The organism is Flavobacteriaceae bacterium (assembly GCA_014075215.1).
GTDB lineage: Bacteria > Bacteroidota > Bacteroidia > Flavobacteriales > Flavobacteriaceae > Polaribacter.
In genome coordinates this window covers 1,011,482-1,037,891 of the sequence record CP046177.1, presented here as the reverse complement: position 1 = coordinate 1,037,891, position 26,410 = coordinate 1,011,482, and the positions used below count along the sequence as shown (strand labels likewise).

Below are 26,410 nucleotides of genomic sequence, written 5' to 3'. Positions count from 1 at the left end.
ATTAACTGTAGCCCTATTTTAGGACGAGACAATTTCCATGATATCTTTGTGTTTTTTATATGCTAAGAATAACACTTTAAGAGCATCATTAAACTCACCTAGAAACACTAATGCATCGGAAAGCCCTAAAAAAATTGCCAGATTTTCGTCTTTTAATGCTAAACATTTATAATAGGCATTTGTTGCTGCTTCGAAAAAGTTCAATTGTAAATTTATTTCAGCATATTTTCTCCAATAGATAGTATTGTTCTCATCAATTTTTAGTGCCCTGTTAACATAGTATAAAGATTTTTGATAATCTTTATTAACAAAATAAGATTGTGCAAGTAACATCCACCCCTTATCCAATAAAGGGTCTTCATGTACTGCTTTCTTATAGTAATTTACAGCTTTGTCTGATGTGCCTAGTTTATCATAACATTCTCCTACTCTCATATAAGCAAAAACTGTAGGGTCATCCAACTCCAATGTAATTAAATAATTTTCTATCGCTTCGTTATAGCATCCTAGCTGTTCCAGTGTTTTTGCTTTCTCAAGATATCCTCCGATAAAATATTCATCAATTAATACGGCAAAATCAAAAGAAGTCAAGGCTTCTTTAAACATCTTCAACATAAAGTACTGACACCCCAATTGATGCCAGGCAACCTCGCAATAAGGGTTTTTATCGACATAGGAATTTAAATAGTGAATGGCCTGTTTATGGCTTTTTTCCATATCAAAACAGTATACTATATTGTATAAGGCAGCATAATCTTCAAAATCCGCATCCAAACACTTCTCAAAATTTAAACGTGCGTTTTTAAAATCATCCATATACAAATACTCCATGCCTAATAAAGACCATATATCTGCTTTATCATCCACATAAATCAACGCATCTTTTAAGCTTAAAATAGCTTGTTTATGTGCTCCTTTTTTTGATAAAAGAATGGCTTTTTGAATGTAAGCTTCTTCGTTATTTGGGTCTATTTCCTGAATTTTTTTAATAAGCCTGGCGGCCTTTTCCAATTGATTATCAAAAATCAGTATTTCTACTTCCAATAATTTTAAATCAATAGCATTAGGATGTTGCTCTAATCCCAGCTTTATGGCTTTTTTAGCGAGTGTGTGTTTTCCCGTATCCAGATAATGAAGTATAATTTCTTCAAATTCAGCCAAATCTAAAAAATAAATGCTATTAGTCTTTAGCATCGATTCAAACTTAGTCAATGGCATACGCAACAAGTTTTTAATTTAGTATTTAAATGTACTACAACTCTTATACCACTTTTAAAAGCTTCTTTTTTGTTTTCAACAATTTAATTAACAACCGTATTATTTCTTTTAGACTTTAACACGGATGATGTATTAGAAAATCTATTACCGTTTGAAATTGTTTCAAAATATATCACTTCATTGCATTTTTGAGGTGAACCGTAGCGGTACTAAAAGCTACATTTTAGAAAATGCCCTATTTTATTACGATTTCAACCTTCATTGCGAAGCTCCAATACATAATCCGGCAGGGCAAACGCATTAAACTTTTATGAATATATCAGTAAAACTAATTTTTCATTAAAGAATTGACATTTAATAATGGATTTTATTCGTAATTTTTTAAACTTACCTTTAATGATTATTCATTTTTTTGAAAATAATTACAGGTTAACTTGGATCAAAAAATCATAAAGTATTGATTAAAAACATGTTAACTTTAATGCGTTTACCCTGCATAATCCGGGTTTAAATTTTGCTTGTATTCTTTTTTACACTAGCTTTGTCCAACTTTTGGCATTTAGCTGAATTCTTTAGTTTCTCATGAGCAAAAAAATACTATTAAACTCAAAAGAAATTGAAATTATCCTTCATCGGTTGGCTTGTCAACTAATCGAAAATCACAATGATTTTTCAGATAGTGTTCTCATTGGTTTACAACCAAGAGGTATTTTCTTAGCCAAACGGCTGGCACATGTATTAAAAACCGAATATTATATAAAAAAGTTAGATCTCGGTTTATTAGACATTACTTTTTACAGAGATGATTTTCGGAGGAGAGAAGTCCCTCTGACAGCAACAAATACTGAAATTGGCTTTTTAATTGAAGGGAAAAAAGTGGTTATCATTGATGATGTTTTATATTCCGGAAGGAGTGTTAGAGCTGCTTTAACGGCTTTACAATCATACGGAAGGCCTGAAAACATAGAATTATTGGTGCTTATAGACAGGCGATTTAGCAGGCATTTACCTATACAGCCTGATTATAGAGGCAGGCAAGTAGATGCTATTAATCATGAAAAAGTCCTGGTCAACTGGAAAGAATTACATCAAAAAGATGCAGTATATATAGATATTAAATAATTATGAATCCACTAAGTGTACACCATTTATTAGGAATAAAATATCTAAAAAAAAGTGATATTAATCTCATTTTTGATACTGCAAATCACTTCAAAGAAGTGATCAACAGGCCCATTAAAAAAGTACCTTCTCTGCAGGATATTACCATAGCCAACTTATTTTTTGAGAATAGTACCAGAACCAAACTATCTTTTGAGTTAGCCGAGAAAAGGCTGTCTGCCGATGTAATTAATTTTTCAGCAAACCAATCTTCTCAAAAAAAAGGAGAAACACTTATTGATACCGTAAACAATATTCTTTCTATGAAAGTGGATATTATAGTAATGCGTCATCCAAATGTGGGTGCCGGCATTTTTTTATCAAAACACGTAGATGCAAAAATTATCAATGCCGGAGACGGAACCCATGAACATCCCACCCAAGCACTGTTGGATTCTTATTCAATCAAAGAAGCATTAGGTATTGTAAAAGGTAAAAAAGTGGTCATTGTTGGAGATATTTTACATTCCAGAGTTGCATTATCAAACATATTTGCCTTACAACTTCAAGGGGCAGAAGTAATGGTATGCGGACCTACAACATTACTACCGAAATATATGATCAAATTAGGAGTAGTGGTAGAAACGGATATTAAAAGAGCACTCGCCTGGTGCGATGTTGCAAATGTTTTAAGAGTACAACATGAGAGGATGAGTAGTACATATTTTCCTTCTGTAAGAGAATATACGAAGCTTTTCGGCATCAACAAACATATCTTGGATAATTTGGGCAAAAAGATTGTGATCATGCATCCGGGCCCAATTAACAGGGGGGTAGAAATTACCAGTGATGTTGCGGATGCAGATCAATCTATTATCCTTCATCAGGTAGAAAACGGAGTTGCAATAAGAATGGCCGTTATTTATTTATTAGCACAACAAATAAAAAGATAAATACAAGCTATGTATATTAATCGAAAAGAAAATTATACAAGTATTCTGCCTGATGAAAGTACTTTTCGGGAGTTTTTTATGGCGTTATCCTCTCAGATGCCATTGCTGGAAGATCAACATTTGATTATTCGGGTTTCTAAAAACCTCGATGTATCAGAAAAGGATTTCTTTTTACTTTTAGAGGTAGCTGAAAAACAAAGTGTCAATCATAAATCGTTTGTTGTTGTATATCCTCCTAAAATAAATAATGATATTTTTCCGGAACATTTCAATATTGTTCCTACATATGCAGAAGCAGAAGATATTATAAAAATGGAAGCTATTGAAAGGGATTTAAGCTTTTAACGACTTATAAATTAAAGATAACAACATTATGATTAAAAAATTACTTTTTTTGATTTTGTTGGTAGTTAATGCAGGTGTTTATTCGCAAAAAAAAATAACGAAACTTACTACCTCTCCAAATCCTTTTGCAAACACTACTACTGTTAGTTTTTACTCGGAGTCCGTGCAAAACATTACATTTAGTGTCCGCAATATTATAGGGAGAACAGTTTTAGTAAAAAGGATGAAAGCTAAAAAAGGGAAAAATACGATTCCTTTTTCCAAAAATAGTTTACAACCCGGAATGTATTTATATTCTATAAGATCAGGTGTTGAAATGATGACAAAGCGTTTTGTGATTCGATGAATCTAGCACTAACCATTTTAGGTTGTCATTCTGCTACACCCAGAGTAAGTTCATATCCAACAGCTCAGTATTTAGAAATTAACGGTCGGCATTTTTTAATTGATTGCGGGGAAGGTACGCAACGCCAAATGAGGAAGTATAAAGTTGGCTTTTCCAAAATAAATCACATCTTTATCTCTCACCTACATGGAGATCATTTTTTTGGGTTAATAGGTTTAATAAGCACATTCGGAATCTTAAACCGAGAAAAAGAACTTCATATTTACGGACCAAAAGGAGTTGAAGAAGTAACAAATCTACAATTAAAAGTTTCCAAAACATATACTAATTTTACTATTATTTTTCATGAACTAACTTCTAAAAAGAGTGAGCTCGTTTTCGAAGATGATAAAGTTGCTGTCAGAACCATCCCTTTAAACCACAGAGTATATACCAATGGATACTTGTTTACTGAAAAGCATAAACAACGTGGTTTAAATATGAATGAAATAAAAAAATATCCTGAAATAAAAACCTGTGATTATGCTTCTTTAAAAATGGGAAAAGACTTTACCCTGTCAAATAAGAGAATAATTCCAAATGCTAATTTGACTCATGATCCGCCACAGTCAAAATCCTATGCATTTTGTAGTGATACCAGTTACAAGCCGGATATTATTCCTATTATCAAAAACGTTGATTTATTATATCACGAAGCAACATTTTTGTCAGATAGAGAAGATTTGGCAAAGAAAACTCAACATTCAACTGCCAAGCAAGCCGCTAAAATTGCAAGACTAGCTAATGTACAGACCTTAATAATTGGTCACTACTCTAGTAGGTATAAAGAAATTGAGGCTTTTAAGGAAGAAGCAAGACAAATTTTTGATCCTGTTTTTTTGGCAAAAGAAGGTGAGAAATTTTTTAAATGAAAAGCGCTTTGTAAGGTACTCCAAGAAATTTTACCTTAAACAGGTATTAATCCATCATCTTTTAAGTTCCTTTTAAAATGTATTAAAAACGAAGGTTTTCGTATTCATATGTTAATAATACGTTAAACGATGTTAAATAAAGTAACAAAGACATATTATAAACAGTCTACTTAGATGTTAAAAAAAATCAACTTAAATGAAAAAAGCCATACTTTTAGGTTTATTAGTACTATCGTTTCATTCTTTTTCACAATCAGATAAAAACAAATTATCCAAATCCGGAGTTATATCCGGAAAAGTGATTGACGAAATAACTAAAGAGCCGCTTCCTTATGTAAACATTGTTGTAAGAGATGTAGCTAAAAAAGTAATTACAGTAGGAATTACGGGAGATAAAGGAAATTTTAAGATAAAAAATATCCCGGAAGGGAATAACATTGTGGAAATACAATACATAGGGTATGCAACTTTTTCTAAGCAAATAAATATTAAGAATAAGCAACGAAATGTTAACCTGGGAACAATTCCGGATCAATCTCAAAAGTTGTGTGTGAATTTAAAATAGTATTGTGATCTTTGTAAAAAAAGGAGGTTGGATACTTATATAGATTTACTAAAATTAATTTTACCAGAGTTGTTAGTTGAACATTTTGATTTGTCAAAACATAGTGTTGAAAATGAAGTGATGCATTTGTATTTTGAAGAACGTAACATAGTTCCCAAAGAAGAATCAGAACGTATCTTGATAGCTCACGGATTTCATAAAGAGCTTACCATTCAAGACTTTCCATTACGAGGCAACACAGTATATCTTCACATTAAACGTCGTAGATGGTTAGATAGGAAGACCAAACAAATTGTACAAAGAGATTGGAATTTAGTAGCACAGGGGACTCGAATGACAGAGCAGTTCGCTGCTTTTTTAAAAGAAATTAGTAGATAGAGAAACCAGTGATTGTAGAACTATAGGTAGATTTTACGGAGTTGATGGTAAAAAACTTGGACGTCAATATCGTGATTATTTAAGTGAGTTTAAACAATGGAAACAAAAAAAACATGCTAAAGAGTGGCATGTTTTTCCTGAAAATATAGGTGCTTATTTATCTATTGATGAAACAGCATTGTCTAAAGGAGAACTCTACACCATTATTACCAATAAAAAAGCCAAAGGTAAAAAAGGAGCTATTGTAGGGGTTTTTGCAGGCACTAAGATAGAACCCATTATAGAACAGTTACTTAAAATATCCTCTAAAAAAAGAAACAAAGTCAAAGAAATTACACTAGATATGGCGAACTCTATGAAAAATATAGCCAAAACATGTTTCCCTAAGGCCATACAAGTAACTGATAGATTCCATGTGCAAAAACTAGCTCTAGAAGCGCTACAAGATATTAGAATAAAACATCGATGGAATGCAATAGACCTAGAAAATGACCTAATCAAGTTAGCAAAAACAAAAGGTAAAGAGTATCAACCTGAGATATTTGACAATGGGGACACTAGAAAACAACTCTTAGCTAGAAGTAGATATTTACTCTATAAATCTCCTGAAAAATGGACACAAAATCAATATCTAAGAAGCAAAATACTTTTTGAAAAATATCCTGATATTCAAAAGGCTTTTAACTTAAATCAGAGCCTTAGAAATATATTCAATACAGCTAAATCAATACAAATTGCATATACAAAACTAGCACATTGGTATAATGATGTAGAAAAATCTGGTTTTAAAGCTTTTAATACAATAGCAAATACAATTTCTATAAATTATCGGTCAATACTCAATTATTTTATCAATCGGAGTACAAATGCTTCTGCTGAATCTTTTAATGCTAAGATTAAAGCCTTTAGAGCGCAGTTTAGAGGTGTTAAAAATGTAGAATTCTTCCTGTTCAGATTAACACAAATTTTTGCCTAAAACACAACAATTAGTCTTGATCCACAATTCCATTAAAAGAAGATGCTTCACAGTTAGATGAAGTTGTTGTGAGAGCCGAGACCTCAACTGTAGTGCAAAAAGTAGATAGAAAAGTAATCAATGTAGGAAAAGATTTAACTTCTGCAGGAACTACTGCTTCCGAATTATTAAACAATGTACAATCTGTAAGTGTAGATAGTCAAACAGGTCAAATAAGTCTGCGCGGAAATTCAAATGTACGCGTATTGGTAGATGGCAGGCCTACTAATGTTCCGGCGGCACAGCTACTAAAGCAGATTCCTTCTACTTCCATTAAAAGTGTTGAATTAATTACCAATCCTTCTGCAAAATACAGTCCTGAAGGTTTAAGTGGGATCATCAATATCATCCTAAATAAAAATGCCAATTTAGGTTTTAACGGAAGTGTTGACAGTGGGGTAACTGCCGGTCATTATGTACGTTATAACGGGTCAACGAATCTGAATTATAAAACAGGGAAGGTAAACTTTTTCCTAAATTATGGTTTTAATGGCGGCGATCAATATAATTTTGGGTTTGTAAACAGACCTGGCTTTAATAATCAGGATTTTAGATTTATTAAAAATAGGTGCCGATATTTACTTAAACGATAAAAATACATTGTCTTTTTACACCACACAAAATAAATTTGACGGTTTGGCCGGAGGGAGAACCATTGTAACCACAAATGGTGTGGAAACTATTAATTCACCTAATACACAAGACAGTGATATTCCAACAGGCACGTATAATGTAAATTATAAAATTGATTTTAAGAAAAAAGATCACCATCTGGAATTTGAAGCTACTTATTCTAAAACTGATGATACTCAGTTTATTACAAATAGAAATATTTTACAAATGCCTTCTGATATCGATTTTAGATTATTAAATTACTTCAATAATATTTCAAATGACAGAAGCAATACATTAATCAATATAGATTATACTGATCCTATAACAGAAAAAGGAACGTTAGAATTAGGTTTAGAATACAGAACTGATGACACAAAAAATACAAACTTAACAGATCAGGAACGAGCTTTAACTTTTGACGGATCCGGTAATGTGTTAACAACAACGCCTATTGGAAATTCAAATTTTAGCTATGATAGGAAAATTTATTCGGGATACATCAATTACGGACATCGGTTTTCAAAGGTCACCATGCAATTAGGAGCGAGAATTGAAAACTATGAAATTGAAGGAATTTTTAATCGAGACGGACAAGCTACACAGAACGTTACTGACAAGATATTCACCATATATCCATCAGTATTTTTGACATATTCTCCTTCGGAAAAAAATCAATTTCAGTTTAGTTATAGCAGACGAGTTGACAGGCCGGGCATTCAGCAGGTAAATCCGATTAGAGAGTGGAGTACGCCCCTTATCGTATCTATTGGAAACCCGGATTTAGTTCCTCAATTTACAAACTCCCTTGAAGCAAATTATACAAGAAAAATTAAAGGAGGTTCTCTCAGTTTTGGAACCTTTTATAGAAAAATAAATGATGTCATTTCTCGTGTCACCTCTCCTGATCCTACCAATCCGGAGGTAGCCCAATTATTGACATATACTAATTTTGATGATACAAGTGCTTACGGTATGGAGTTCTCTCTTAATTATAAAGTGAACAAATGGTGGAGGCTAAATTCCAGCATGGATTTTTACTCTCAAAAACAACTGGGTATTGTAGATTTTACAAATCCCAATCCATCCAGGGCAGAAGTGACGAATGAAGTATTTAATGCCAGAATAAGTAATAGTTTTAAAGCTTCTAAAAATTTAAGACTACAACTTTTTGCAATGTACAGAGGTCCTCAAAAGAATATTCAATTTGATGTAGATCATATGTGGATGATAAATACGGGGGCCAGTTTAACAGTATTAAAAGGAAAAGGAACTATTAACTTTAGAGTAAATGATATTTTTAGAGGAATGAAATTCCAATTCGATGCAGCGAATCCCTTTGTTCAGAACGGAAGGTTTCAATGGGAAAGCAGAACTACCTACCTGGGTTTTAACTATAGATTTGGCGGAGGGAAAAACAAAGCAAAATCTCGTAGAAAAAGAGACAATAACGAAAAACAAGGAAGTGGGGTTTTTTCTAAAAAAATTAATCTCTTGATAATTAGTACATTATACTCATGTTTGGCTCTAGTTTAAATTAGGTATTATATCTTAATCCCTTGATGTTACCAGGTTTGAATATCTTTTGGATTTAATTTTGATGCAAAATTCAATAAAAAGAATGGAAAACTCATATTTATCAACACTATTTCAAACTAGAGCCTCATGTTTTTTTACAAACCATTGGTATTGTAAAAGGAGAAATTTATGATAGCGCTACCAGGCTATACCCACAAATAATCGCCAGTCAAACATACAGAGTGCGACCTGAAGTAATCACTAAAAACTTAATTGATCAATACGGAGAATCTAGCTAACAAAAAATAGCTATATAAAATTAAAATCCAGAAATATCTTACTTATTATTTCATTTTTGGTATTGTGTGTTTCTGAGTTTTAATTTTTTTATAAATCTTCATAACTAAACCGGTTCTTTGTTACTACTTAATTATAGTTTCAATGCCGTTTCAAATATAGCCTTCACTATATATTGTGAAAAAAAAGAATCACTGTTTTCAGGGATTGATTAATTGACTTTTTTTCTATTGTTTTGAGCTTCTAAGTTTTCTTTACCTTAGTAGGCACTTAACAGCATGAAAGTTAATATATTTTTGGTTTTTATTTTTAATTCCATACTTGTTTTTTCACAAAAAGAAAAGCAATCCGAAACAAAAAATGGCAGTATCTCAGGTATCATTGTAGATGCTCATACAAAACAGTACTTACAGTATGTTCATATTACATGTGAAGATGAACATAAAAATATTATTGCTGTTGAAGTAACAAATGAGAAAGGTGTTTTTACCATTAAAAATCTCCCTTTAAAAAAATGGCAAGTACATATCCAATTTATAGGGTATAAGAGAGTATCCAAATCAGTTATACTATCTCAAAAAGATAAAGAATATGATATGGGAACCATACTGTTATTTGAAGATGAAAAAATATTAGATGAAGTTATCATTGAAACAGAAGGTTCAACAATAAGTCAAAAAATTGACAGAAAAGTTATCAATGTAGGTAAAGATTTGACTTCGGCAGGTACAAATGCAATAGAAATGCTTCAAAATATCCCCACTGTAAATGTGGATGTACTATCCGGCAATATTAGTATGCGAGGCAATGATAATGTCCGTGTACTGATCGACGGGAAACCCTCTAATTTATCTACTTTTCAACTATTGAAACAAATTTCTTCTTCCTCAATAAAAAAATTGAATTAATTACAAACCCTTCTGCCAAATACAATCCCGAGGGAATGAGCGGGATTATAAATATTATCTTGAAGAAGAACATTGCTGATGGATTTAACGGGTCTTTAACACTTGGTTTGGAACATAGTAAAAATAGTCGCCCCGGCGGATCGTCCGATTTTAACTATAGGACAGGTATCGTAAATTTATTTGGTATCTATAACCTTGACTTTGGCAAATATGCAACTATCAGTAATTTAAGAAGAACAGACAAGGAACTAAATCAGGATTTTAATTATCTGGATAATACAACTACTCACTATCTAAAAGCAGGAGCGGATATTTATATAAATCCTGCAAATACTTTATCTTTTTATACAACTCAAAGTTTTTCCCGCACGGATTTTACCATAGAAACCCTCGTTTATGAAAATCAGAATTTGATATTGCAATCCCCAAACAAATCCATCTATAAACCAAAAGAGGAGGTTTATAATGTAGATTATACGATAGATTTAAATGAAAAAGGAAGGAATATTGAGTTTGAAATCAATTATTCCAAAAGTACAAATCCGCAACAAGACAGTATTAATGAACTTATCAATCCTTTATCCACCATCAATAATTACAGAAATGAAATTACAAACAATAATAGCACATTACTAACAAATATAGATTATACCCATCCCATAGAGAGCGGAATACTGGAAATAGGCTTAGAGACAAGAGTTCAGAAAGCTTTTAATAAAATTGATACCAATCAAGAAGTGGAAACAAATGGAAATCCTCCCATTCGGCCAAAAGGGAATACATCTTTCAATTATGATCGGAATACGTATTCGGGATATATTAATTTTAATAAAGAATATGAGAAAATAGCAATTCAAATGGGAATTCGTTTTGAGCAGTTTAATGTAAACGGTATATTCAGAAATACTGAATTGACAAATGATGAATTATATACTGATGCCATTTTTAGCATTTATCCGTCCTATTTTCTCACATATACTCCATCTGATAAACATCACTTTCAAATTGGCTATAGCAGACGTGTAGACAGGCCTTCTATCTATCAGGTTACGCCCATTCAGGAATGGGTATCTCCGTTGACCATCTCTGTTGGTAACAGGTTATTAGTACCTCAATTTACAAGTTCTTTTGAACTAAATTATACTAAAAATCTCTCGAAAGGATATTTGACATTTGGAGCGTTCTACCGAAACACATCCAATAGTATCGGAAGAATTGTCAATAGAAGCACAGTAAATGAAGATGTTCAAACCATTTCTTATACAAATTATGATACTGCAGATAGTTATGGTACTGAATTTTCAGCAAAATATAAGTTAAACAAATGGTGGACTGCTACAACTAGCACCAGTTTATATATTCAAGATAGTGAAGGTATTATAAATAATGAAACTGAGAAGGTTAAAAATACTCTATTTAAAATACAACTTAACAATAGTTTTAAAATATCAAAAAAACTACGTTTTCAACTATCGGGATCATACAGAGGAAGAAGCGAAAATGTTCAATTCAAAATCGACCCTTATTATATGATAAATGCATCCGCCAGATTAAGTATTTTAAACGGAAATGGTTCTCTGAATTTGCGAGGTACGGATGTTTTTAATACCTATAAGCTCGATTTTACTACTACCAATCCGTTCCCTCAAAATGGTTTTTATCTCTTAGAAATAGACGCTATTTACATAGGTTTTAACTATAACTTTGGAAGCGGTAAAAATAAAGAACGTGATAGAAAATACCGGGACAGTAACGAGACAAGCGGAAGTATTTTATAAATTCAACTGTTCGGGTTACCACCTTATTATCACGCTTCCCCAGGTAAATCCACTGCCAAAAGCAGCTAGTACCACTACATCGTTATCTTTTATTTTTCCTTCCTCCCAAGCTTCCGTTAAAGCAATAATTACAGAAGCTGCGGTTGTATTTCCATATTTCATAATATTATTATACACCTGGTCGTCCCTCAACTGAAATTTACGCTGTATGAATTGGGCAATTCTCAAATTTGCCTGATGCGGGATTAGCATATCTATATCTTCTTTTTGCAAATTATTCGCTCGAAGACCCTCTGAAATTGCCTCGGAAAAACGAACAACAGCGTGTTTAAAGACAAACTGCCCATTCATATAAGGGAAATACGATTCGTCATCAGGATTATTTTCGGTCAGAATTTCCGGAACCCAACGACTCGTTGAAGGCCCTTCTAACATTAATTCCCGAGCATGCTTTCCTTCGGAATGCAAATGAGAAGATAAAATTCCTTTTCCTTCTACTGAACTTCTTGATAAGACAGCTGCTCCGGCACCGTCACCAAAAATAACGGTTACATTCCTGCCCCTGATAGAACGTTCCAGGCCTCCGGAATGATTTTCAGAACCAATCACTAAGATATTTTCATACATTCCTGTTTTAATAAACTGGTCGGCAACAGACAGAGAGTAGATAAATCCCGAACACTGATTTCTGATATCCAAAGCACCCACAGTTGGCATATCCAGCATGTCCTGTACACGCACGCCTCCTCCGGGGAAATACATATCCGGGCTTAATGTTGCAAATATGATAAAATCAATGTCATCTTTTGTTAAGCCTGCTCGGTCAATTGCAATTTTAGCTGCCTTTACTGCCATGGTAGAGGTTGTTTCCCCTGTTGCAGGGTCTATCCACCTGCGTTCTTTAATACCCGTTCTTTCCTGAATCCATTCATCACTGGTTTCCATCCATTGTTTCAGATCATTATTTGTAATCACATTATCAGGTACAAAGTAACCCAATCCGGTAATTTTAGAATGGTATATATTCATAAGTTGAATTTGTTTGCTCTTACTAAAATAGTAATAAAACTATTTCTTCGCAAAAATTTGCAAATCTTACGATACAGGAATGAAATCCCAGTCAAAAATTTAAAAGTCATTTACACATTAACCCATTGTTGCATTAATCCATTGTTACATTAAAAACTTTCCTGTCATCTTGTCATTTATCTTATTTTGGTATCTTTTTTGACTTTCCGATTACCGAAACATTTAAAAATCTAATAAAGACATAAATTATGAGCAAAGGAAACATTAATGTATCGGTAGAAAATATCTTTCCGTTAATCAAAAAATTCTTGTATTCGGACCATGAGATTTTTTTACGTGAATTAATCTCAAACGCTACAGATGCAACAACCAAATTAAAACACCTGATTTCTATTGGCGAAGCAAAGGTTCAATATGGAGAACCTAAAATAGAAGTCAAAATTGATAAAGACAACAAAAAGCTGCATATTACAGATCAAGGCTTGGGAATGACTGCAGAAGAAGTAGAGAAATACATCAATCAGATTGCCTTTTCGGGCGCAGAAGAATTCCTGGAAAAATACAAAGACGATAAAAATGAAACAGGAGTCATCGGACATTTTGGATTAGGTTTTTACTCTGCCTTCATGGTGGCTGACAAGGTAGAAATCATTACCAAATCCTATAAAGATGAGGAAGCAGTTCATTGGATATGTGACGGGTCACCGGAATATACGTTAGTTCCTCATGATAAAAAAGAAAGAGGTACGGAAATCATTTTATATATTGCCGATGACGCTGCTGAGTTTTTAGAAGATCATAAGATCACAGGGTTGCTAACCAAATACAATCGTTTTAATCAAATCCCGATTAAATTCGGAACAAAAAAAATAAACGACCCTGATTTCACTCCAAAAACAACAAAAGACAAAGATGGTAAAGAAACTACCGAACCTCATAAGCAAATCGATGTCGACAATATCATAAACAATACAAATCCGGCCTGGACCAAAAAACCTGCTGATTTAAAAGATGAAGATTATAAAAACTTCTATAGAGAATTGTATCCGATGCAATTTGAAGAGTCTTTATTTCATATTCATCTGAATGTAGACTATCCTTTTAATTTAACCGGGATTTTATATTTCCCTAAGTTAACTCAAAATTTAGATATCCAAAAAGATCGAATCCAATTATATCAAAATCAAGTTTTTGTAACAGATAATGTAGAAGGAATCGTACCTGATTTCTTGCAAATGTTAAAAGGTGTTATTGACTCTCCGGATATTCCTTTAAATGTATCTCGTTCTTATTTACAGGCAGATGGAGCCGTAAAAAAAATATCCGGTTACATCACTAAAAAAGTAGCCGATAAATTAAGCTCGTTGTTCAAAAACAATCGCAAAGATTTTGAGTCAAAATGGAACGATATTAAAGTGATCATTGAATATGGTATGCTATCCGAAGATAAATTTTTTGACAAAGCAAAGAAGTTTGCACTATACCCTAAGGTAGATGATTCATTCCTTACATTTGATGAGCTAACCAAAAAGACCAAAGATGCTCAAACTGATAAAGACGGGAATCATATCATCTTATATGCTGCTGACAAAGATGCACAACACAGTTATATTCAAGATGCAAAAGAGAAAGGTTATGAGGTTATTTTATTAGATTCTCCTATCATTTCTCACTTAATGCAAAAACTGGAAACCTCTAATGATAAATTGAAATTTACCAGAGTAGATGCAGATCATATTGATAATTTAATCAAGAAAGACGATACGATACTCTCTAAATTATCAGAGGAGGATAAAGAAAAGCTGAAACCTATGATAGAAGAAAATGTTCCTAAAGAAACCTATACGGTACAACTGGAAGCTATGGATTCTAACGCATCTCCTTTCTTAATTACCGTTCCGGAATTTATGCGTAGAATGAAAGAAATGAGTGCAACCGGAAGTGGTGCTATGACGGGTATGGGTAATTTACCGGAAATGTACAATTTAGTCGTAAATACCAATCACTCGTTAGTTGGAGAAATCCTCCATACGAAAACCGAGAAAAAGCGAAATCGATTAATTAATCAGGCTTTTGATCTGGCAAAACTATCTCAAAATTTGCTACATGGCGAAGATTTAACTCAGTTTATCAAACGCAGTTATGAATTGATTAAGTAAAGAACATTTTTTAACAATTCTTAAATAAAAAAATCACTTGTAATTTATTTACAGGTGATTTTCTGTTTTTAACCCGAATTTTGGTTAGAATGCAAAAAAGGTTTTTGGTATAGAAAAGCCCTTTGAGACAAAAAATGATGAAACATCTGTTATCTCGCATAGAATAATGCTCAAAGATAAAGCATTCACCAGAACTCTTTTTATTAATTCATTAAATTTCAATTATGAAAACATTCGAGAAAATGCAAGTGAGCAACCCCTATGCTGAGCGTATAGATGTAGGTTCTCGATCTCATTTTGTTGCTGTAGGACAGCAAAAAAATCAAGTTAAAGAGTTCTCTGTATACCATTGAGGTAGTTTGAAGATGATAAGCTATTTACAAGAACACCATATTACCACAGTAGCCATGGAGAGTACAGGTAGTTATTGGAGTGAGTTCCATACAATAGACGATACTTTAACGCAAAATATTTCCAGAATTGCTGTTAGTCCGGATGGAACAAAAATGGCAATCGTAGGTGAAGAATCTCCAAAATATGTCGTACAAAAACAACCGGAGGCATACAGCAACAGAGATATTGAAGCTTTTACAAACTTATTTGCCGAAGATGTAAAAGTATATGACTATCCTTACAAGCTACAATATGAGGGAAGAAAAGAGGTGAAAAAAAGATATGCTCCTTTATTTAAAAAAGCCAAAGATCTAAACTGTAAGATTTTAAACAGAATGGAAATAGACAATATTGTAATTGACCAGGAATTTATTATTGCCCATGGAAAGACATATAGTGCTATTGCCATTTATGAGGTAGAAAACGAAAAAATTATTACGGTTTCTTTTTTATAAACTCTTTTCCTTCCGTGGCACTATGCAACTCAAAAAAGCCTTCAACAGAGCTAAAAACTTCTAATTTTCGCCTAAACCCAAAAGATTTAAACGAGTTCTATAAGTTAGAAAACCGTTTACTAAAATATCCTTTCAAATAAAAAGTTTGAATAGACATCATAACAAAGAACAATAACAACCCGTATGACGTTATATTTGAAATTGAAAACCCGCTAAAAAGTTCGGAAAAACTAATTTCAGTTAAGAAAGAAAAATCAACAGGTATTTTTCCCAGTAAGCTACTTTCCTCTTTTTGAAGAGGAATGAAAAATAAGAAACCTGCAAATAGGATTATAAATGTTAAAATGCTTAACCAGACTTTTCCGGAAATCAAAGGAGTATATTGGGTTGCTTTATATTCTTCCCTAAGAAGAGTTTCCATTAAATTTCTCGTAAAATCTTTGGAAGGGGATGCTAAAGGCATTTCCCGAATTTGTTTTTTCAAAAAAGCATCGATCTGTAATTTCTTATTTTCTTCCATAATGATGAATAATTTCAGGTTCCATTTTCTCTTGTACAATAGATAACAGTTTTTTTCTTGCTCTGTATAGTTTTACCTTTAAGTTCGCCTGTGACAACGAAGTTACCTCAATCATTTCGTTCAGACTCAATTCTTCATAGTAAAACAACCACAAAATAGAACGCTCATCTTTCGGCAATTCCAGTAAACAAACATTCATCAATTCAGCTCTTTCCTTTCTTTCCATCATTTGCATCGTATCTTCCGTATCCTTAATTCTATTTTCCAGTACCTTATCAATCGAATCAGTAGTATATCTTCTGGCATTTTTCTTTACTCGGTCTATACAATTATGATACGTAATTTTATAGAGCCAGGTAGAAAATTTAGCATCGCCTTTAAAACTCTTCAGCGATTTAAAAGCTTTCATAAAGCTATCTTGCAACACTTCTTCAGCTTCTTCCCTATTCTTTGTCATTTTTAGTGCCAGGGTAAACACCATATCTTTGTACTTTTCCACCAGGAAAGAGAAAGTGTTGATATCTCCATTTAATACCTTATCAATATATGGTTGGTCGTTGTTGACAGTCATTATACAATAATGGACTCTTTCTTCATTGCAAAGGTTACAGATTTTTACTATAATTTATCTTTTTCAATTCTTTTTATCTGCAATATCGAGATGTTATATAATTCTTATAAATGCTAACATCTCGACTATTACAGACACTTCTGTATTATTCTTTGTTGCTATAATTTTGAAGATCTTCTTTACTTCCATGAAACAAATCATAATCCACATCTCCCTGAATTCCCTTTAACAAATAACTATCTGATTTTTGCCAAAACAACCAAGTATCCCATATTTCAGGTACTTTGGGTATGGAATCCGAGTTATATTCTGCGATCCACAAAGGATATTTTCTAAGACGTGGATCACTCAAATTATTTGTAATAAAGTAGAGGTTTGAATAAAGAATCGGCGTTCTTCCTGTCGCTTTTTCTACATATGTCAACCATGTAAGACAATTTTCTATTAGTTGGTGTTTTGTTTGTATAGTGCTATATGCTTCTACATCTAATATTGGTGGCAAATTTCCTTTTTTTACAGGAACTGTTTCCAAAAATAATTTGGCTTGCAGTAACGGAGATTCTTCATTTGAAAAAAAATGATATGCACCCCCTATGCAATCTATCTTATGAATTTCCTTCCAATGTTTTGAAAAACTGTCATCGATAGCCATTCCCTCGGTGGCCCTGGCTATGATAAATGCCATTTCTTTTTGCTTTACCAAATCGGTCCAATGTATGGTTCTCTGATATTTTGAAATATCAATTCCTTTTGCAAATGAACTATGTTTTGCTTCGGATTTCCTCACACATTCAATATGAAGAGCAAATACTACCAGTAGAAAAATAAACTTCGTTTTCATCGATATTGGGGGTTAGCTATACTTATGAAACTTTCCAAAAGCTTCTAATCTATATTAAAGATACAAATTTTTATTGTTTGTAATTGAAGTAATTTTATATCAACTTAATTCTTATAACATTTATCACCTGAAATTACTGTAATAAAATGCTCTTTTTTCCTTTCCTGTTCGCTATAAAAAGAAACCGTAACTAAGGCTACGCTTTATTCTTCTAACTCCAATAAAGAAAAAAAATCATCATTTTCTTTTACAGTAATTTCAAATAATAACTGATATTATTTAGGATTACTCAATAAAAAGGCAGGTGATAGCCATAGAAAACAAGTATTTTTTAATTCATATTTCGCTACACAAATTGATAGCATTTTTATCTTCATTTAATTTTGTTCGCACGCATAGAAACTTTTTGGTAAATGTTGATAAAATATATCCGAATGATAATCTGATTATACTAAATAATAAAAAAAATATCTTAATCAGCAGAAGATATAAATCAGCTTTTTATAACACATACAAAGTATTTAAATAATAACCTTTGAGATCTTTGCCGAAATAGGGATGTATTCTGTATTTGAATTGATTTGGCTTCAAATTTCTTCCTTCTCGAAAATTTTAAATCCTCAGAACCAACAGGTTATTCCGGTTTAAAATTTTCTTCGGGCGTTGAACTTTTTTGCCAAATCAATGCTGCAAAGGTCTCATATAATTATTCTTTTTGGTATTAAATCCGGATTACGCAGTAGTATTCTTTTCACTTTTTTGTAACCTTTTCCAAATTAGAGATGTCATACCCTGCAAATACAATTATTAATCCTTAAAAGTAATACCATTATGAATGACTCATCAGTAGCGATATTTGTTTTAATTATCATTTTCGGTTCTATATTCGGAATCTTTTATTTGTTCTTCTCAACAAGGAATAAAGAGCGTTTAGCTTTAATAGAAAAAGGTGTGGATGCAGGTATTTTTTCCAGAGCAAAAGAAAAAAATCCTGCCCCATTCTGGAAGGTTTTTATCCTCAATCTTTCAGTTCTTTTAATGGGTGTAGGAACCGGAGTACTTCTTGCCATGATTTTAGAATCTGCATTACACATTGATGAAGATGCCTTATATGCGGGGTTGATCTTCTTAATGGCAGGAGTCGGTTTATTTGCAGGGTTTACCTTAACTAAAAAATTAGATAAAGAATAAGCAGCAAACCAAACCTCTACTATGCAAGCCGGCTATATCCAGCCGGTTTTTTTATTATTTGTAAAGTCAGTATCTTTAAACAAGTTAAAGAACACCATAAATCCAATACCTATATAAATTCCGTTTTGCAATTTTAAATCCAACAGTATGAGTAAAAGATTATGCATCATTGCCTTTCTTTCATTAGAAATGCTACAAGCACAAATAGACACAAGGATGTATGATATTGTAAATACTATCAGTGCAGAAAGAATAAAAAATGACATTACCATATTAGCAAATTTTGGAACCAGGCATACTATGAGTGACACCATTTCTCAAACCAGGGGCATTGGAGCAGCAAGACGTTGGATAAAATCCGAATTTGACAACATTTCTTCTGATTGTAACCATTGTCTGGATGTATTTTATCAAAAGGATTTGGTAAAAGCTAATAAAAGAAGAATTATAAAAGATGTCATGGTAGTGAATGTAGTGGCAATTCAAAGAGGGACAAAATATCCGGACAGGTATATCATTATGAGTGGAGATATTGACTCTCGCGTATCCGATCCCAACAATTACACATCAGATGCTCCCGGGGCAAATGACAACGCTTCGGGAATGGCCGGAGCTATTGAAGCAGCCAGAGTTTTATCTAAATATACACTCGAAAATAGCATTATGTATGTCGGTTTATCAGGAGAAGAACAAGGGTTGTTTGGTGGTCGCGGATTAGCTGCCTATGTCAAAGAAAAAGGTTGGGATATCATTGGAATTTTAAATAATGATATGATTGGAAATATCAAAGGTGTTGACGGAGTCATCGACAATAGAACCTTTAGGATATTTTCAGAACCGGTTCCTCCAACGGAAACGGAAAAACAAAGGCGTTTGCGTCGATTTTACGGGGGTGAAATAGACGGAATTTCCCGTCAATTGGCACGTTTCATATATAAAACAACCAAAATGTATATGCCGGAAATGAACCCTAAAATGATATATCGATTGGATCGTTTTGGGCGTGGCGGGCATCACAGGCCTTTTAATGATGCCGGTTTTGCCGGGGTCAGAATCATGGAAATGCACGAAAACTACACACAACAACATCAAGACATTCGTACGGAAAATGGTATAGAATACGGTGATAAGATCAAGTTTGTTAATTTTGAATATGCAAAAAAGTTAACCGCAGTAAATGCCATTAATTTAGCAGCTATTGCCTGGGCTCCGCCGGCTCCAAAAAACGTAAAAATCGGTGGAATGGTAGCACCGGCAGCAATTTTACAGTGGGATAACGTTGAAGGAGTAAAAGGGTATAAAATCTATTGGAGAGATACCACTTCGCCCACCTGGGATCATTTTCAGTATGTAGAAAATACCAACAAATATACATTGGAAGGAATGGTCATTGATAATTTCCTTTTCGGCGTTGCAGCAGTGGGAGAAAATGGCCATGAAAGCATTGTAACGTTCCCTTCCGGAATTATAAGAAATAGATAATGAAGTTATGTTTGAAAATTTTGTTTAGCCTCTTTTTTACCATTAGTTTTGGGCAAAAAAAAGAGCATCAACTCCATAAAGTCAACAAAACAATTGACAAAATTACAATTGATGGCATTTCCGATGAAAAAACATGGGATAAGAGTTCATGGTTATTAATTGACCAATTCTGGTTGGGCAAAGAAGTAAATTCTTCCGATTTTTCAGGAAGATATAAACTCTCTTGGTCTAAAGAAGTTTTGTATATTCTTGTAGAAATAGTAGACGATGTATTATTAGATCAATACGATGATCCTTTAAAACTTTGGTGGGATGATGATTGTATTGAAATTTTCATTGATGAAGATAATAGTGGTGGCGAACATCAATATAATCATAATGCTTTTGCATATCATGTTGCACTAGATGGAAACGTAGTAGATCTGGATGCTTTGGATACTCCAAAATTATTCAACAATCATGTACAGTCAAAAAGACAAACTATAGGTAAAATTTCTACGTGGGAATTCAAAATATCGCTTTTTCCGGATACTTATACTTTTGGAGGTTCACAAGAACCTATACCATTAATTGCGGGAAAAAAAATTGGATTTGCAATTGCCTATTGTGATAATGATTATAGTTCAGAGAGAGAAAATTTTATAGGTTCCGTCTTTATCAATGGAAAAGATAAAAATCGAGGCTGGATAGATGCTTCTGTTTTTGGAACAATTTTGTTAAAAGAATAAAGCAGAACTCTTGGAAAAACCTGAACTCTATTTTAAAACCGATACCGAATGGAGAAAATGGTTGGCAAAAAACCACAATTCTTCAGGTGGTGTCTTTTTAATTTTCTACAAGGTAGAAACAAAGATTCCCAGTATGCGTTGGGAAGAGGCCGTAAAAGCTGCTCTCTGTTATGGTTGGATAGATGCTACCGTAAAAAGTTTGGGTAATGGAAAAAGACGGCAATATTTTTGCCCGAGAAACCCAAAAAGTGTATGGAGTGCGCTCAACAAAAAATATATCCGGGAATTAACTGCTGCTGATTTGATGCACAAAAGCGGATTGGCAATCATAGAAATCGGAAAACAAAATGGTTCCTGGACTGCTTTGGATGATGTGGAAAACGGTATCATTCCAAGAGATTTACAAGTCGCTTTTGACCAAAACAAAATCGCCTTTAAGAATTATCAGAATTTTGCACCCAGTTACCGAAAAAATTACCTGTATTGGTTAAACCAGGCTAAAAGAGAGACAACACGACTCAAAAGAATTCAAGAAATTATTCGCCTTTGTGAAGCGAATATAAAAACCAGAGGAGCATGGGGGTGATGAGTTCGAGGAGTAAATTATATTCCAAAATACACTATTATTGAAAACGACAATCTCAAATTCCACTGTTTTCAAGGAGGAATCTCTGTAAATTTAAGATTGAAAAATTAAAAGATTGAAGATTAAAAGTTATAAAGTTTTGAATTAAGTTACACACACTACTTTCCCACTTTCTAACTTTATGAACTTTGAAACCGTATCAATCATCTCTTTTGATATATAACGTATCAAGAGCCAGTGCTGTTTGTAGCCAGATTTTTAATTCTTTTTCTTTAAGCGCAATAATACTATCATTAAGAGCAGTATTCCAGGCAATCATAACCAAAGGAATGGTATCAATTTTTATAAAATCCTTTGATGATACCATATTTGCAAAACCTATTTTTTCAATTTCACGATATCTGATTTTTGCATCTTTTGCAATACTACTAAAAGCAATTACCTTTTGATTTTTCGAGAGTGCATTTTCCTCTATCCTCTGGTTTAAAGTACTAATTGTATTTTGCAAATCACTGATTTGTTTTTGCAAACCGGTGATGACATTTTTACTTTCCCGCAATTCTTGAATTTTATCTTTGTAGGCAGTAGTGATCATTTCAAAACTCTTTGTATTACTTCCTTTAATCTTAAGTTTAAAACCTTCCAAATCGGGATATTTGGTTTTATCATTAAAATCATTTTTTAAAAAATTCTCTATGGCCCCTGTCGTTTCATTAAAAAAATTCAATTGTACCGTTTTATTTTCCAAATCAACGTCATATTCCATTAGTTGCAGTTCATCTACATTTTTCACATCATTTTTCACAAATGCAGCTATCTGGTGGTTTATTTTGTTGTCCTTATAGACTATTATAAATGTGTAAATAGCCGGAATCATCACTACGAAAGCCAGTAATGAGGCTAACTGCGCAATACGTTTTCTTCTTACGGAATTTGCATATTTAAGCATTGGAAATTTCAATACTTTTAGCACTAAAAATGTTGCCAATGCAATAAAAATGGTGTTGATGATAAACAAGTACATAGCACCAAAGAAATACGAAAAATTTCCGATTGCCAGTCCGTATCCGGCCGTACATAAGGGAGGCATTAGGGCAGTTGCAATTGCCACTCCAAAAATCACGGAAGCGATGGTTCCTTTTTTTGTTCTGGCAACCATTAATGCCAAACCGCCAAAAAAAGCAATTAATACATCTCTGATATCCGGCTTAACACGCCCTAATAATTCCGAATTGTCTTCACTTAAAGGAAAAATATAAAAGAAAAAGAACGCGGTGATCAAACTCAACACAATCATGGTAGAAAGATTGATCAACGATTTACGAAGAGTATCTATATCATTGATGGCAATAGACATTCCTACCCCTAAAATAGGGCCCATTAAAGGAGATATAAGCATGGCTCCAATGACCACTGCAGTAGAGTTTGCATTTAACCCGATAGAGGCTACGAAAACTGCAAAAATTAAAATCCAGGCAGTAGCTCCCTTAAAAGGAATATCATTTTTTATGGCTTCAACAGTAGCGGCCCGATCCGTATCGTGCCTGAAATCTAATAATTCAACTAAAAACTTTTTTGCGCTTTCCAATAGGCCTTTTGCATCTTTATGCATGTCTTTTTTAGATTGCGCTACCGTGTCTTCATTGAAAGGTTGCTCTTCCATAAGTTATCAATTCTATATTAATTTTGATGGAAATATACAAAAAGTCAGAATGAGTTCATGTTATAAAAATCAAAATTGGATATTGAGGAATTAAAAGATTTAAAAATTGAAAGATTCAATGATTCAATGATTTCCAAAATGTTCTAATGATTCTTCTTAGGTATCTAAATGGATATTCGGAAATCAAATTAAAAATCTACAATAAAACCAAACCTTGGCAGTATGTTTCCGTTTGTATTTTCTATTTCTTCCAAAACATATCTATTCGCATCATTGGGGTCTGCCAGCGGATTTCCATTAGCATCTAGCGTGGACGTCAAAAAAGGCGGCTCTGTAGTTTTATTATTCAGTAGGTTTTGAATATCTATATAAAAATTTAATGCAAATTTCTTCCAAAACCACGTTTTGTCTACTCTGACATCCAGTTGCCTAAAAGTGGGAACTCGTAAGGAATTTAATTGTGAAAAATCTAAAATCCCCTGATTGGCTATATTGTAATTCGCTATTTGAGACGAAGCATCCGGATCATAAGGTGTATAGGGTCTCCCTCCGGCTAAGCGATACTTTACTCCTATTTCCCAGTTTTTATTTAGCTTTTTCCCTCCGGTAAATGTAAGTATGTGTCTGTTATCCCAGGTAGAAGGAATGAATTGATTTATTGCATTTTTGAATTCGCTTCTCACATACGTATAAGATAATATTCCATAGGTGCCGTCATATGATTTTTTCTGTGCTAAAAATTCAAAACCGTAAGCTCTTCCCATAGAAGTTGAGGTAACTTCCTCTGTTCCTATCACGCCAAAATCCGAACCCAGATTGGCCAGACTAATTTGATCTCTTACCGAAAACGGATAGTTGTCATATTGCTTATAAAATGTTTCAAACGATATCTTTGATGTTTCCTCGGGTCTGTACTCCAATCCTGCTACCAGGTGGGTTGCTCTTATAAATTTTAATTCGTTTCTGTTTACCAATATACCTGCATTATCCCTAAAACCCAATGTAGTATATGCCGGCAACTGATAATATATTCCTGCAGTTGTATTTAAAAACCACCTGTCATTGATTTCATAATTGAATGAAGCCCTTGGAGAAAACTGGTTTAAGGGATTTTTCATCTCTTCGTTATAGTGGTTGGCATCTACTCTAAACCCTAATGAAATTCCTAATTTTTCATTAAAATATTTTTTTGATATTTGACCAAATACAGCATATTTGAATATGTCTAAATCTGTACTATAATTTCTTATAGCTGCCCCCGAACTATTTGCAATTTGTTGAAAAGTGGTATTGGTATATGTGGATTGCTCAAGTGCTAATCCATAATTAAATCGGTATGTATTTAGACTGATTTTATGCTCGAATCGAAGTTTATTTTCAATTTCTTTTGAATTGTATCGCAATAACAAATCTGTCGGTTGTCTTGAGTTTTGAAAATACTTTATGGTCGAATTGCTCCATTCATTTCTACTTAAAATGAATTGCTGAATACCATTTTTTCCATATCTTTTATAGGTAGTTCCTATGGTATAATTCCACTGATCCTGTTCAGGAATATTGCCCAAGAGATATCGATTTCTCTTTATGGTTTCTTCATCTGCAATTCCGTCATTCACCTCTTCATTTAATACAAATTTATCTATGGCACCAATACCTATAAAAGAAAGTTCGCTATTGTCATTAAAATCCGTTTTTACTTTAAACTGAAAATCATTATAAGTAGGTAAAAAAGGAAGTTTAATGAGTTTAAATAACAGCTTTAAGTATGATTGACGAACAGATGCAATAAAAACTGTTTTTTTACCAATGGGTCCGTCTAACGTAATACCTGCATCGGAAGTGCCAAGAGTTCCCCTAATATTTAATTTATCCGGGTTTCCGTTTTTTTGTGTAAACGTTATCAGTGAACTTAACGTATTTCCCCTGTTAGCCGGAAACGCACTTGAGTAAAAATCAGCACTTCTTATAAGGTCAGTATTTATGATACCAACAGGCCCGCCTGTGGCCCCCTGGGTTTGAAAATGGTTAACTACCGGTACTTCAATACCGTCTAAATAAAACTTGTTTTCCGATGGGCCACCTCCTCGAATAATGATATCATTTCTAAAACTGGGATTAGATGCTACACCGGGTAAAGATTGCAATACTTTTAAAATATCTCTATTTCCTCCCGGAATTTTTTCAATTTCTGCCAAACCCAGTGATTGAATAGATAAAGGGCTTTCCGGATTTTTTTTAAAAAGCTTTTTTCTAATGAGAATCTCATCTAATTGGGTACTGTCTTCATCTAACGGAATGACTATATATGGCGTTTTTTCTTTTGTTACCAGGTAATCTTCGGAAACTACCGTTTTATATCCGATATACGAAACCTGTATTTTTACATAACCCAAAGGTGCATTGTCAAATATAAATTCGCCCTCGTCATTACTTGTCGTTCCTATTGCGGTTCCGGAAATTAATACGGTTACGGATGAGAGAGGAACTCTCGTTTTTGCATCTATTATCTTTCCTTTGATGTTGCCCTGCGAAAAAACAGATAGGCTTATGATAAAAGTGGTGAATGCTGCTATTCCTTTTTTCATTTTTGTTTAATTATTTTTTGTAAATAATAAACAAAAATACATCATTCTTTTTTAAAATTGATTTGAAATCTGCTAATTTGTATTTTTTCCGATATATACTTTCAGGCTTTTTTCAAAAAATACCCTATCCCTGGAAACAGTGATTTCAAAATTTCATTGTTTTCAGGGATTGATACGTGTTACTTTAGGTCATAAGTTTGTCCTAAATTCAAAACTCGGTTGCTATGAGCATCTTTTTTTACCTCATAAAAATTGTAGCTAA

26 protein-coding genes are annotated in these 26,410 nt (G+C 33.1%); 19 read left to right on the top strand and 7 right to left on the bottom strand.

Annotated features, from left to right (window positions below):
* Positions 1–18: 18 nt before the first annotated feature.
* Complete coding sequence (locus tag GKR88_05350) at positions 19–1,218, bottom strand: tetratricopeptide repeat protein (GenBank protein QMU63772.1); 1,200 nt, start codon at positions 1,216–1,218, stop codon at positions 19–21.
* A gap of 582 nt (positions 1,219–1,800) precedes the next feature.
* On the opposite strand from GKR88_05350, the gene pyrR reads away from it, so the two are divergent.
* The 12 genes from pyrR to GKR88_05290 all read left to right on the top strand — a co-directional run bounded on the left by pyrR (position 1,801) and on the right by GKR88_05290 (position 11,945).
* Complete coding sequence (gene pyrR, locus GKR88_05345) at positions 1,801–2,340, top strand: bifunctional pyr operon transcriptional regulator/uracil phosphoribosyltransferase PyrR (GenBank protein QMU63771.1); 540 nt, start codon at positions 1,801–1,803, stop codon at positions 2,338–2,340.
* A gap of 2 nt (positions 2,341–2,342) precedes the next feature.
* Positions 2,343–3,272 (top strand): aspartate carbamoyltransferase catalytic subunit, encoded by a 930-nt coding sequence (locus GKR88_05340; protein ID QMU63770.1) that lies wholly within the window; start codon positions 2,343–2,345, stop codon positions 3,270–3,272.
* A 9-nt stretch (positions 3,273–3,281) separates the two neighbouring features.
* Complete coding sequence (locus GKR88_05335; GenBank protein QMU63769.1) at positions 3,282–3,617, top strand: hypothetical protein; 336 nt, start codon at positions 3,282–3,284, stop codon at positions 3,615–3,617.
* A gap of 28 nt (positions 3,618–3,645) precedes the next feature.
* On the top strand, positions 3,646–3,963 hold the full coding sequence (locus tag GKR88_05330; protein QMU63768.1) for a T9SS type A sorting domain-containing protein: 318 nt from the start codon (positions 3,646–3,648) through the stop codon (positions 3,961–3,963).
* Complete coding sequence (locus tag GKR88_05325) at positions 3,960–4,874, top strand: ribonuclease Z (GenBank protein QMU63767.1); 915 nt, start codon at positions 3,960–3,962, stop codon at positions 4,872–4,874. Before GKR88_05330 ends, GKR88_05325 begins: the two co-directional genes overlap by 4 nt.
* Positions 4,875–5,070: 196 nt before the next feature.
* The gene (locus GKR88_05320) at positions 5,071–5,439 is read left to right on the top strand and encodes a hypothetical protein (GenBank protein QMU63766.1); all 369 of its coding nucleotides are present in this window, start codon (positions 5,071–5,073) and stop codon (positions 5,437–5,439) included.
* Between the two features lie 27 nt (positions 5,440–5,466).
* The gene (locus GKR88_05315; GenBank protein ID QMU63765.1) at positions 5,467–5,817 is read left to right on the top strand and encodes a transposase; all 351 of its coding nucleotides are present in this window, start codon (positions 5,467–5,469) and stop codon (positions 5,815–5,817) included.
* Positions 5,818–5,839: 22 nt separating this feature from the next.
* Positions 5,840–6,793, top strand: a complete 954-nt coding sequence (locus GKR88_05310) for a DDE transposase (GenBank protein ID QMU63764.1) — start codon at positions 5,840–5,842, stop codon at positions 6,791–6,793.
* Positions 6,794–6,819: 26 nt separating this feature from the next.
* Positions 6,820–7,425 carry a TonB-dependent receptor plug domain-containing protein gene (locus GKR88_05305; protein ID QMU63763.1) on the top strand — a complete coding sequence of 202 codons (606 nt, stop codon included), beginning with the start codon at positions 6,820–6,822 and terminating at the stop codon, positions 7,423–7,425.
* Positions 7,361–8,980, top strand: a complete 1,620-nt coding sequence (locus GKR88_05300) for a TonB-dependent receptor (GenBank protein QMU63762.1) — start codon at positions 7,361–7,363, stop codon at positions 8,978–8,980. The genes GKR88_05305 and GKR88_05300 overlap by 65 nt, the downstream gene beginning before the upstream one ends.
* A 557-nt stretch (positions 8,981–9,537) precedes the next feature.
* Positions 9,538–10,167: a TonB-dependent receptor plug domain-containing protein gene (locus GKR88_05295; protein QMU63761.1), complete on the top strand. Its 630-nt coding sequence runs from the start codon at positions 9,538–9,540 to the stop codon at positions 10,165–10,167.
* A gap of 35 nt (positions 10,168–10,202) precedes the next feature.
* A complete protein-coding gene (locus tag GKR88_05290; GenBank protein QMU63760.1) occupies positions 10,203–11,945 on the top strand; it encodes a TonB-dependent receptor in 1,743 nt (580 codons plus the stop codon).
* A gap of 15 nt (positions 11,946–11,960) precedes the next feature.
* On the opposite strand, the gene fabH is transcribed toward GKR88_05290, so the two are convergent.
* Positions 11,961–12,968 carry a beta-ketoacyl-ACP synthase III gene (gene fabH, locus GKR88_05285; GenBank protein ID QMU66648.1) on the bottom strand — a complete coding sequence of 336 codons (1,008 nt, stop codon included), beginning with the start codon at positions 12,966–12,968 and terminating at the stop codon, positions 11,961–11,963.
* A 254-nt stretch (positions 12,969–13,222) separates the two neighbouring features.
* On the opposite strand from fabH, the gene htpG reads away from it, so the two are divergent.
* Positions 13,223–15,133, top strand: coding sequence for a molecular chaperone HtpG (gene htpG / locus GKR88_05280; GenBank protein ID QMU63759.1), 1,911 nt, complete (start codon positions 13,223–13,225; stop codon positions 15,131–15,133).
* 365 nt (positions 15,134–15,498) lie between these two features.
* Entirely contained in the window at positions 15,499–15,981 is a 483-nt protein-coding gene (locus GKR88_05275) for a hypothetical protein (protein QMU63758.1), read from the top strand.
* Between the two features lie 97 nt (positions 15,982–16,078).
* Here GKR88_05275 and GKR88_05270 read toward each other — a convergent pair whose 3' ends face one another.
* The 3 genes from GKR88_05270 to GKR88_05260 form a co-directional block, all read right to left on the bottom strand.
* Positions 16,079–16,501, bottom strand: coding sequence for a hypothetical protein (locus GKR88_05270; protein QMU63757.1), 423 nt, complete (start codon positions 16,499–16,501; stop codon positions 16,079–16,081).
* Positions 16,488–17,072: a sigma-70 family RNA polymerase sigma factor gene (locus GKR88_05265; GenBank protein ID QMU63756.1), complete on the bottom strand. Its 585-nt coding sequence runs from the start codon at positions 17,070–17,072 to the stop codon at positions 16,488–16,490. The genes GKR88_05270 and GKR88_05265 overlap by 14 nt, the downstream gene beginning before the upstream one ends.
* Positions 17,073–17,217: 145 nt before the next feature.
* A complete protein-coding gene (locus tag GKR88_05260; protein QMU63755.1) occupies positions 17,218–17,913 on the bottom strand; it encodes a hypothetical protein in 696 nt (231 codons plus the stop codon).
* Between the two features lie 292 nt (positions 17,914–18,205).
* Between GKR88_05260 and GKR88_05255 the strand changes: the two genes are divergently transcribed.
* From GKR88_05255 to GKR88_05235, 5 genes are all read left to right on the top strand, one after another.
* The gene (locus tag GKR88_05255; protein ID QMU66647.1) at positions 18,206–18,442 is read left to right on the top strand and encodes a hypothetical protein; all 237 of its coding nucleotides are present in this window, start codon (positions 18,206–18,208) and stop codon (positions 18,440–18,442) included.
* A 302-nt stretch (positions 18,443–18,744) separates the two neighbouring features.
* On the top strand, positions 18,745–19,104 hold the full coding sequence (locus GKR88_05250) for a hypothetical protein (GenBank protein ID QMU63754.1): 360 nt from the start codon (positions 18,745–18,747) through the stop codon (positions 19,102–19,104).
* A 147-nt stretch (positions 19,105–19,251) separates the two neighbouring features.
* Positions 19,252–20,586: a M28 family peptidase gene (locus tag GKR88_05245; protein QMU63753.1), complete on the top strand. Its 1,335-nt coding sequence runs from the start codon at positions 19,252–19,254 to the stop codon at positions 20,584–20,586.
* Positions 20,586–21,314 (top strand): sugar-binding protein, encoded by a 729-nt coding sequence (locus GKR88_05240; protein ID QMU63752.1) that lies wholly within the window; start codon positions 20,586–20,588, stop codon positions 21,312–21,314. Before GKR88_05245 ends, GKR88_05240 begins: the two co-directional genes overlap by 1 nt.
* A gap of 10 nt (positions 21,315–21,324) precedes the next feature.
* Positions 21,325–21,900 carry a hypothetical protein gene (locus GKR88_05235; GenBank protein QMU63751.1) on the top strand — a complete coding sequence of 192 codons (576 nt, stop codon included), beginning with the start codon at positions 21,325–21,327 and terminating at the stop codon, positions 21,898–21,900.
* A 199-nt stretch (positions 21,901–22,099) separates the two neighbouring features.
* On the opposite strand, the gene GKR88_05230 is transcribed toward GKR88_05235, so the two are convergent.
* Both GKR88_05230 and GKR88_05225 read right to left on the bottom strand, forming a co-directional pair.
* Positions 22,100–23,563: a DUF389 domain-containing protein gene (locus GKR88_05230; protein QMU63750.1), complete on the bottom strand. Its 1,464-nt coding sequence runs from the start codon at positions 23,561–23,563 to the stop codon at positions 22,100–22,102.
* Positions 23,564–23,751: 188 nt separating this feature from the next.
* On the bottom strand, positions 23,752–26,148 hold the full coding sequence (locus GKR88_05225) for a TonB-dependent receptor plug domain-containing protein (GenBank protein ID QMU63749.1): 2,397 nt from the start codon (positions 26,146–26,148) through the stop codon (positions 23,752–23,754).
* Between the last annotated feature and the right edge of the window lie 262 nt (positions 26,149–26,410).

What these genes read in the sequence shown, in the direction of transcription:
- GKR88_05350 (QMU63772.1), bottom strand. Translation starts at nt 1,218, where the DNA reads ATGCCATTGACTAAGTTTGAATCGATGCTAAAGACTAATAGCATTTAT.
- pyrR (QMU63771.1), top strand. Translation starts at nt 1,801, where the DNA reads ATGAGCAAAAAAATACTATTAAACTCAAAAGAAATTGAAATTATCCTT.
- GKR88_05340 (QMU63770.1), top strand. Translation starts at nt 2,343, where the DNA reads ATGAATCCACTAAGTGTACACCATTTATTAGGAATAAAATATCTAAAA.
- GKR88_05335 (QMU63769.1), top strand. Translation starts at nt 3,282, where the DNA reads ATGTATATTAATCGAAAAGAAAATTATACAAGTATTCTGCCTGATGAA.
- GKR88_05330 (QMU63768.1), top strand. Translation starts at nt 3,646, where the DNA reads ATGATTAAAAAATTACTTTTTTTGATTTTGTTGGTAGTTAATGCAGGT.
- GKR88_05325 (QMU63767.1), top strand. Translation starts at nt 3,960, where the DNA reads ATGAATCTAGCACTAACCATTTTAGGTTGTCATTCTGCTACACCCAGA.
- GKR88_05320 (QMU63766.1), top strand. Translation starts at nt 5,071, where the DNA reads ATGAAAAAAGCCATACTTTTAGGTTTATTAGTACTATCGTTTCATTCT.
- GKR88_05295 (QMU63761.1), top strand. Translation starts at nt 9,538, where the DNA reads ATGAAAGTTAATATATTTTTGGTTTTTATTTTTAATTCCATACTTGTT.
- GKR88_05290 (QMU63760.1), top strand. Translation starts at nt 10,203, where the DNA reads ATGAGCGGGATTATAAATATTATCTTGAAGAAGAACATTGCTGATGGA.
- htpG (QMU63759.1), top strand. Translation starts at nt 13,223, where the DNA reads ATGAGCAAAGGAAACATTAATGTATCGGTAGAAAATATCTTTCCGTTA.
- GKR88_05275 (QMU63758.1), top strand. Translation starts at nt 15,499, where the DNA reads ATGATAAGCTATTTACAAGAACACCATATTACCACAGTAGCCATGGAG.
- GKR88_05270 (QMU63757.1), bottom strand. Translation starts at nt 16,501, where the DNA reads ATGGAAGAAAATAAGAAATTACAGATCGATGCTTTTTTGAAAAAACAA.
- GKR88_05265 (QMU63756.1), bottom strand. Translation starts at nt 17,072, where the DNA reads ATGACTGTCAACAACGACCAACCATATATTGATAAGGTATTAAATGGA.
- GKR88_05260 (QMU63755.1), bottom strand. Translation starts at nt 17,913, where the DNA reads ATGAAAACGAAGTTTATTTTTCTACTGGTAGTATTTGCTCTTCATATT.
- GKR88_05250 (QMU63754.1), top strand. Translation starts at nt 18,745, where the DNA reads ATGAATGACTCATCAGTAGCGATATTTGTTTTAATTATCATTTTCGGT.
- GKR88_05245 (QMU63753.1), top strand. Translation starts at nt 19,252, where the DNA reads ATGAGTAAAAGATTATGCATCATTGCCTTTCTTTCATTAGAAATGCTA.
- GKR88_05240 (QMU63752.1), top strand. Translation starts at nt 20,586, where the DNA reads ATGAAGTTATGTTTGAAAATTTTGTTTAGCCTCTTTTTTACCATTAGT.
- GKR88_05230 (QMU63750.1), bottom strand. Translation starts at nt 23,563, where the DNA reads ATGGAAGAGCAACCTTTCAATGAAGACACGGTAGCGCAATCTAAAAAA.
- GKR88_05225 (QMU63749.1), bottom strand. Translation starts at nt 26,148, where the DNA reads ATGAAAAAAGGAATAGCAGCATTCACCACTTTTATCATAAGCCTATCT.